Annotated in this window: 1 tRNA gene and 3 rRNA genes; all 4 read right to left on the bottom strand. The window is 49.7% G+C overall.

Annotated elements, in window-relative coordinates:
• Positions 1 to 116: ribosomal RNA gene (gene rrf / locus SORDD24_RS10495) — 5S ribosomal RNA — on the bottom strand.
• 76 nt (positions 117 to 192) lie between these two features.
• Positions 193 to 3,095 (bottom strand): 23S ribosomal RNA (locus SORDD24_RS10490).
• A 124-nt stretch (positions 3,096 to 3,219) separates the two neighbouring features.
• Positions 3,220 to 3,292 (bottom strand) — tRNA-Ala (locus SORDD24_RS10485).
• A 51-nt stretch (positions 3,293 to 3,343) separates the two neighbouring features.
• Positions 3,344 to 4,890 (bottom strand): 16S ribosomal RNA (locus SORDD24_RS10480).
• Together the 16S, 23S and 5S rRNA genes with 1 tRNA gene alongside form the textbook arrangement of a ribosomal RNA operon.
• Positions 4,891 to 5,009: the final 119 nt, after the last annotated feature.

Raw genomic sequence — 5,009 nt, 5'->3', positions numbered from 1 at the left:
GCTAAGCGACTTCCATATCTCACAGGGGGCAACCCCCAACTACTTCCGGCGTTCTAGGGCTTAACTACTGTGTTCGGCATGGGTACAGGTGTATCTCCTAGGCTATCGTCACTTAACTCTGAGTAATACCTACTCAAAATTGAATATCTATCAAATCACAAGTAAACCTCGCGCTTCGTATCCTCAGTTACTTTGGATAAGTCCTCGAGCTATTAGTATTAGTCCGCTACATGTGTCGCCACACTTCCACTTCTAACCTATCTACCTGATCATCTCTCAGGGCTCTTACTGATATAAAATCATGGGAAATCTCATCTTGAGGTGGGTTTCACACTTAGATGCTTTCAGCGTTTATCCCTTCCCTACATAGCTACCCAGCGATGCCTTTGGCAAGACAACTGGTACACCAGCGGTAAGTCCACTCTGGTCCTCTCGTACTAGGAGCAGATCCTCTCAAATTTCCTACGCCCGCGACGGATAGGGACCGAACTGTCTCACGACGTTCTGAACCCAGCTCGCGTGCCGCTTTAATGGGCGAACAGCCCAACCCTTGGGACCGACTACAGCCCCAGGATGCGACGAGCCGACATCGAGGTGCCAAACCTCCCCGTCGATGTGAACTCTTGGGGGAGATAAGCCTGTTATCCCCAGGGTAGCTTTTATCCGTTGAGCGATGGCCCTTCCATACGGAACCACCGGATCACTAAGCCCGACTTTCGTCCCTGCTCGAGTTGTAGCTCTCGCAGTCAAGCTCCCTTATACCTTTACACTCTGCGAATGATTTCCAACCATTCTGAGGGAACCTTTGGGCGCCTCCGTTACCTTTTAGGAGGCGACCGCCCCAGTCAAACTGCCCGTCAGACACTGTCTCCGATAGGGATAACCTATCCGGGTTAGAGTGGCCATAACACAAGGGTAGTATCCCAACATCGTCTCCTTCGAAACTGGCGTCCCGATCTCATAGACTCCTACCTATCCTGTACATGTGGTACAGACACTCAATATCAAACTGCAGTAAAGCTCCATGGGGTCTTTCCGTCCTGTCGCGGGTAACCTGCATCTTCACAGGTACTAAAATTTCACCGAGTCTCTCGTTGAGACAGTGCCCAAATCATTACGCCTTTCGTGCGGGTCGGAACTTACCCGACAAGGAATTTCGCTACCTTAGGACCGTTATAGTTACGGCCGCCGTTTACTGGGGCTTCAATTCATACCTTCGGATTACTCCTAAGCACTCCTCTTAACCTTCCAGCACCGGGCAGGCGTCACCCCCTATACATCATCTTACGATTTAGCAGAGAGCTGTGTTTTTGATAAACAGTTGCTTGGGCCTATTCACTGCGGCTGACCTAAAGTCAGCACCCCTTCTCCCGAAGTTACGGGGTCATTTTGCCGAGTTCCTTAACGAGAGTTCTCTCGCTCACCTGAGGCTACTCGCCTCGACTACCTGTGTCGGTTTGCGGTACGGGTAGAGTATGTTTAAACGCTAGAAGCTTTTCTTGGCAGTGTGACGTCACTAACTTCGCTACTAAACTTCGCTCCCCATCACAGCTCAATGTTATAGAATTAAGCATTTGACTCAATTCACACCTCACTGCTTAGACAGACTCTTCCATTCGTCTGCTTTAGTTAGCCTACTGCGTCCCTCCATCACTACATACTCTAGTACAGGAATATCAACCTGTTGTCCATCGGATACACCTTTCGGTCTCTCCTTAGGTCCCGACTAACCCAGGGTGGACGAGCCTTCCCCTGGAAACCTTAGTCTTACGGTGGACAGGATTCTCACCTGTCTTTCGCTACTCATACCGGCATTCTCACTTCTATGCGTTCCAGCACTCCTCACGGTATACCTTCTTCACACATAGAACGCTCTCCTACCATACCTATAAAGGTATCCACAGCTTCGGTAAATTGTTTTAGCCCCGGTACATTTTCGGCGCAGGGTCACTCGACTAGTGAGCTATTACGCACTCTTTGAATGAATAGCTGCTTCTAAGCTAACATCCTAGTTGTCTGTGCAACCCCACATCCTTTTCCACTTAACAATTATTTTGGGACCTTAGCTGGTGGTCTGGGCTGTTTCCCTTTCGACTACGGATCTTAGCACTCGCAGTCTGACTGCCGACCATAATTCATTGGCATTCGGAGTTTATCTGAGATTGGTAATCCGGGATGGACCCCTCACCCAAACAGTGCTCTACCTCCAAGAATCTTTATGTCGACGCTAGCCCTAAAGCTATTTCGGAGAGAACCAGCTATCTCCAAGTTCGTTTGGAATTTCTCCGCTACCCACAAGTCATCCAAGCACTTTTCAACGTGCCCTGGTTCGGTCCTCCAGTGCGTCTTACCGCACCTTCAACCTGCTCATGGGTAGGTCACATGGTTTCGGGTCTACGACATGATACTAAGGCGCCCTATTCAGACTCGGTTTCCCTGCGGCTCCGTCTCTTCAACTTAACCTCGCATCATATCGTAACTCGCCGGTTCATTCTACAAAAGGCACGCTCTCACCCATTAACGGGCTCGAACTTGTTGTAGGCACACGGTTTCAGGTTCTATTTCACTCCCCTCCCGGGGTGCTTTTCACCTTTCCCTCACGGTACTGGTTCACTATCGGTCACTAGGGAGTATTTAGGGTTGGGAGATGGTCCTCCCAGATTCCGACGGGATTTCACGTGTCCCGCCGTACTCAGGATACTGCTAGGTACAAAGACTATTTTAAATACGAGGCTATTACTCTCTTTGGCTGATCTTCCCAAATCATTCTTCTATAATCTTTGAGTCCACATTGCAGTCCTACAACCCCGAAGAGTAAACTCTTCGGTTTGCCCTCCTGCCGTTTCGCTCGCCGCTACTAAGGCAATCGCTTTTGCTTTCTCTTCCTGCAGCTACTTAGATGTTTCAGTTCACTGCGTCTTCCTCCTCATATCCTTAACAGATATGGGTAACAGGTAGTACCTGTTGGGTTCCCCCATTCGGAAATCCCTGGATCATCGCTTACTTACAGCTACCCAAGGCATATCGTCGTTTGTCACGTCCTTCTTCGGCTCCTAGTGCCAAGGCATCCACCGTGCGCCCTTATTAACTTAACCTTATTTTTTGACCTTTCAGTCATAAACTCTTATTAATACTACAGCGTTTTCGGTTTATTTTCTTGTTACTATTTGATATAGATATTCAATTTTCAATGTGCATTACTTGGTGATCTCTCACCAATGGAGCCTAGCGGGATCGAACCGCTGACCTCCTGCGTGCAAAGCAGGCGCTCTCCCAGCTGAGCTAAGGCCCCACAAGACCTCTCAAGACTAAACAAGACCAATGCGCAGTTCCTTATCCTTAGAAAGGAGGTGATCCAGCCGCACCTTCCGATACGGCTACCTTGTTACGACTTCACCCCAATCATCTATCCCACCTTAGGCGGCTGGCTCCTAAAAGGTTACCTCACCGACTTCGGGTGTTACAAACTCTCGTGGTGTGACGGGCGGTGTGTACAAGGCCCGGGAACGTATTCACCGCGGCGTGCTGATCCGCGATTACTAGCGATTCCGACTTCATGTAGGCGAGTTGCAGCCTACAATCCGAACTGAGACTGGCTTTAAGAGATTAGCTTGCCGTCACCGGCTTGCGACTCGTTGTACCAGCCATTGTAGCACGTGTGTAGCCCAGGTCATAAGGGGCATGATGATTTGACGTCATCCCCACCTTCCTCCGGTTTATTACCGGCAGTCTCGCTAGAGTGCCCAACTAAATGATGGCAACTAACAATAGGGGTTGCGCTCGTTGCGGGACTTAACCCAACATCTCACGACACGAGCTGACGACAACCATGCACCACCTGTCACCTCTGTCCCGAAGGAAAACTCTATCTCTAGAGCGGTCAGAGGGATGTCAAGACCTGGTAAGGTTCTTCGCGTTGCTTCGAATTAAACCACATGCTCCACCGCTTGTGCGGGCCCCCGTCAATTCCTTTGAGTTTCAACCTTGCGGTCGTACTCCCCAGGCGGAGTGCTTAATGCGTTAGCTGCGGCACTAAACCCCGGAAAGGGTCTAACACCTAGCACTCATCGTTTACGGCGTGGACTACCAGGGTATCTAATCCTGTTTGCTCCCCACGCTTTCGAGCCTCAGCGTCAGTTACAAGCCAGAGAGCCGCTTTCGCCACCGGTGTTCCTCCATATATCTACGCATTTCACCGCTACACATGGAATTCCACTCTCCCCTCTTGCACTCAAGTTAAACAGTTTCCAAAGCGTACTATGGTTAAGCCACAGCCTTTAACTTCAGACTTATCTAACCGCCTGCGCTCGCTTTACGCCCAATAAATCCGGACAACGCTCGGGACCTACGTATTACCGCGGCTGCTGGCACGTAGTTAGCCGTCCCTTTCTGGTAAGATACCGTCACAGTGTGAACTTTCCACTCTCACACTCGTTCTTCTCTTACAACAGAGCTTTACGATCCGAAAACCTTCTTCACTCACGCGGCGTTGCTCGGTCAGACTTCCGTCCATTGCCGAAGATTCCCTACTGCTGCCTCCCGTAGGAGTCTGGGCCGTGTCTCAGTCCCAGTGTGGCCGATCACCCTCTCAGGTCGGCTATGTATCGTTGCCTTGGTGAGCCGTTACCTCACCAACTAGCTAATACAACGCAGGTCCATCTGGTAGTGATGCAATTGCACCTTTTAATTGACTATCATGCAATAATCAATTTTATGCGGTATTAGCTATCGTTTCCAATAGTTATCCCCCGCTACCAGGCAGGTTACCTACGCGTTACTCACCCGTTCGCAACTCATCCAGAGAAGCAAGCTCCTCCTTCAGCGTTCTACTTGCATGTATTAGGCACGCCGCCAGCGTTCGTCCTGAGCCAGGATCAAACTCTCATTAAAAGTTTGAGTTCTCACTCATTTCTGTCACTGACAGATTTATTGTTTTTTCATTGTTCAGTACTATAACCTTCAGTTATAGTGCCCTGCACATTGGTTCGTCTTGTTCAGTTTTCAAAGGT

Origin of the sequence: Streptococcus oralis (genome assembly GCF_001579175.1) — a bacterium.
Classification (GTDB): Bacteria; Bacillota; Bacilli; order Lactobacillales; family Streptococcaceae; genus Streptococcus; species Streptococcus oralis_O.
Note: the sequence above shows the minus strand (reverse complement) of the source record. Positions and strands in the feature narration are given on the sequence as shown.